Annotated in this window: 2 protein-coding genes and 1 pseudogene; 1 reads left to right on the plus strand and 2 read right to left on the minus strand. The window is 76.5% G+C overall.

The features are described 5' to 3' along the window. Nucleotides 1-942: MSCRAMM family protein (locus V7793_RS36180; RefSeq protein ID WP_336013921.1), on the plus strand; the 942-nt coding region annotated here is incomplete at its 5' end. A gap of 695 nt (nucleotides 943-1,637) precedes the next feature. On the opposite strand, the gene V7793_RS36185 is transcribed toward V7793_RS36180, so the two are convergent. Then, on the minus strand, nucleotides 1,638-2,147 hold the full coding sequence (locus tag V7793_RS36185; protein WP_336013922.1) for a flavin reductase family protein: 510 nt from the start codon (nucleotides 2,145-2,147) through the stop codon (nucleotides 1,638-1,640). Continuing rightward, a pseudogene (locus tag V7793_RS36190) lies at nucleotides 2,144-2,684 on the minus strand (MFS transporter); the annotation flags it as partial. The pseudogene V7793_RS36190 and the gene V7793_RS36185, both read right to left, overlap by 4 nt.

Genomic DNA, 2,684 nt, shown 5'->3' on the forward strand with positions numbered 1-2,684 from the left:
TACGTGCGCGCCTACGCGGACGCCGCGCCGCGGCTCTTCCTGTACCTCGTACCCGTCCTCGTCCTGGGCCTTTTACTCGCCTTCCTGCTGAAGGAGAAACCGCCGGTGTCCCAAAACCTCGCCGAAGCCCCCGTCATCCCCTCCGCGCGGACCGCGCCGCCGGAGGAGGAACCCCCCTTCGTCCCGGGCATCCCCGTCACCGGAGTCGTCCAGCACCACGACGGCACCACCGTGCCCCGCGCCGCCCTCACCCTGATCGACAGCAGCGGACGGCAGATCGGGCGCGGGGCCACCGGCGAGGACGGGCGGTACGCCCTCAGCACGCCGGGCACCGGCTCCTACGTCCTCATCGCGGCCGCGGGCGGCCACCAGCCCCAGGCCGTCACCGTCACCGTCGGCGAACGCCCCGTCGAGCTCGACGTCGTGCTCGGCGGCGCCGGCCGCCTCGCCGGGACCGTGCTCACCGCCGACGGCTCGCCCGTGCGGGACGCGCTCGTCACCCTCACCAACGTGCATGGCGAGGTCGTCGCCTCCACCCGCACCGGCCGCGACGGCGGCTACGACATCACCGAACTCGTCGCAGGTGAATACACGCTGGCCGGCAGCGCCCCCGTCTTCCGGCCCGCCGCGCTGCCGGTGACCGTCCAGTCCTGCCGCGAGACCCGGCAGGACATCGAGCTCGCCGGCGGGGCCGTCCTGCGCGGCGTCGTCCGGGCGGGGGGCGGCCGGCTGGTCGAGGACGCCCGCGTCACCCTCCTGGACGCCGCGGGCAACGTCGTCGACACCGCCACCACCGGGCCCGACGGGTCCTTCCGGTTCGTGGACCTCTCGGCGGGCGAGTACACCGTCATCGCCGCGGGGTACCCGCCGGTGGCCACGGTCCTCCAGGTCGCCGGCGGAGGCCGCACGGAACGCGACCTCCAACTCGGCCACGCGGACTAGCCGTCCGGCTGGGTTCGGGGCGCCCCCGCCGCGGGTCCGGCTTGCGCCGGGCCCATGGCGTGGCGGCGCCTCGCCGCCACGAGAACTCCTGCTCCGGCAGGAACGGCCTTCCGGCGCCGCGGCGTTCGGCCACGATGGCGAGGGTCCGGCGGCATCGGGTCCCGCCGGGGCCCCTGCCGGTGCCGGTGGGCGCGGATTCCGCCGGACTCTCGCCGTGGTGCTGATGCGCCGTCGCGGCGGGAGGATTTCCCGGCTTCGCCGGGGGAGGAGGGGCCACCGCCCCGGGCTCGGGCCCTGTGCAGGGGGGCAGTCGCCCCCCTTCCGCCGCGGCGGTGTTCGGCCGCGATGGCGAGGGTCCGGTGGTATCGGGTCCCACCGGGGCCCTGCCGGTGCCGGTGGGCGCGGGTTCCGCCGGTCTCCGGCCGTGGTGGTGATGCGCCGTTGCGGCGGGAGGCTTTTCCCGGCTTCGCCGGGGGGGGGGAAGGGGGCCCGGACTCGGGCCCAGGCCTGCGCGTGGCGGCGGTCGGCCCCCTTTCCGCCGTCATGGCGCGGCGCCGTCGCGGCGGGCGGATTCCCGGCTTCGCCGGGAGGGAAGGGGAGGCCGGGCTCAGGCCCACGCCCCGTGCGTGGCCGCGGTCATCCCCCGCCGCCGCGGCGGGAGGACGGCCCGGCTTCGCCGGCCCGGTGGCAGCCCCCTATCGCGTCGGCCACGTCGCGTACCGGCGCATTCCGTACAGCAGTGGGGGCTCGTCCGCGCCCCGTGTCGTGGTCGTGCGGACTATTTCGCCGAGGATGACGGTGTGGTCGCCGGCGGGGGTCAGGCGGTGGACGCGGCATTCGGCGACCGTGTGGGCGTCCTCCGGGAGGAGGGGAAGGCGCGTGGCCGGGGAGGGCTGCCAGGGGACGGCCGAGAACCGGCCCGCGTCGCGGTGGGCGAAGGCCTCCGCGGCGCGGCGCCCCGCCCCGTGCAGGAGGTTGACGGCGAACCAGCCGCGCCCGGCGAGCACCGGCAGCGTGCTGCCCGTGGTGGAGGCGCACACCAGCAGCAGCGGCGGGTCGAGGGACACGCCGCACCACGCGGTGCAGGCGAAGCCGTACGGGGTGCCGAGGCCGTCGTCCGTGGTGACCACGGCCACCCCGCCGGGATGGGCGGCCATCAGGGCGCGGTAGCTGTCGGGATCGACGGGGGAGAGCGCGGTGGTCATGGCGGGGTCCTTCGGGTGGGTGTGCGGTTGCCGAGGGCCGCGGTGACGCCGATGCTGCCCAGGCACAGCACCGTCACCACCCCGGCGAAGACGCCGGCCGCCGTCATGAGCGTGCCCTCGGCCAGCAGCACGGCCACGCCGACGACCGGCACGGTCAGGCCCAGGTACGCGGCGACGAAGTAGCCGGAGACCAGCTCCGAGACGCGGTCGGGCGTGGCCCGGGACGTCACCAGCGCCAGGCCGGACTTGAAGGACGTGCCCGCCCCCGCCCCACCGAGCACCGAGCCGCACAGGAAGGCGGGCAGGGAGGCGGCGGACAGGCCCGCGACGATGAGGGCGAGCCCGACCGGGACGGCGGTCATGCCCGCGACCAGGCCGGCGCGCGGCGGGACGCGCACCGCGAGGAGCTGGGCCGCCCCCGCCGAGCCGAAGGCGCTGAAGGCCACCAGGCCGACGGCGAGGTGGCTGTGGTTGTGCAGCCCTTCCACGAGGAAGTTGCCGGCCAGCGCGGCCAGCAGGCCCAGCAGCGCGAACGAG

Origin of the sequence: Streptomyces sp. KLMMK, assembly GCF_036961605.1 — a bacterium.
GTDB lineage: Bacteria > Actinomycetota > Actinomycetes > Streptomycetales > Streptomycetaceae > Streptomyces > Streptomyces telluris.

Bases quoted from the DNA above. Each gene is read 5' to 3' on its own strand.
- V7793_RS36185 (WP_336013922.1), bottom strand. From the start codon at position 2,147: ATGACCACCGCGCTCTCCCCCGTCGATCCCGACAGCTACCGCGCCCTG.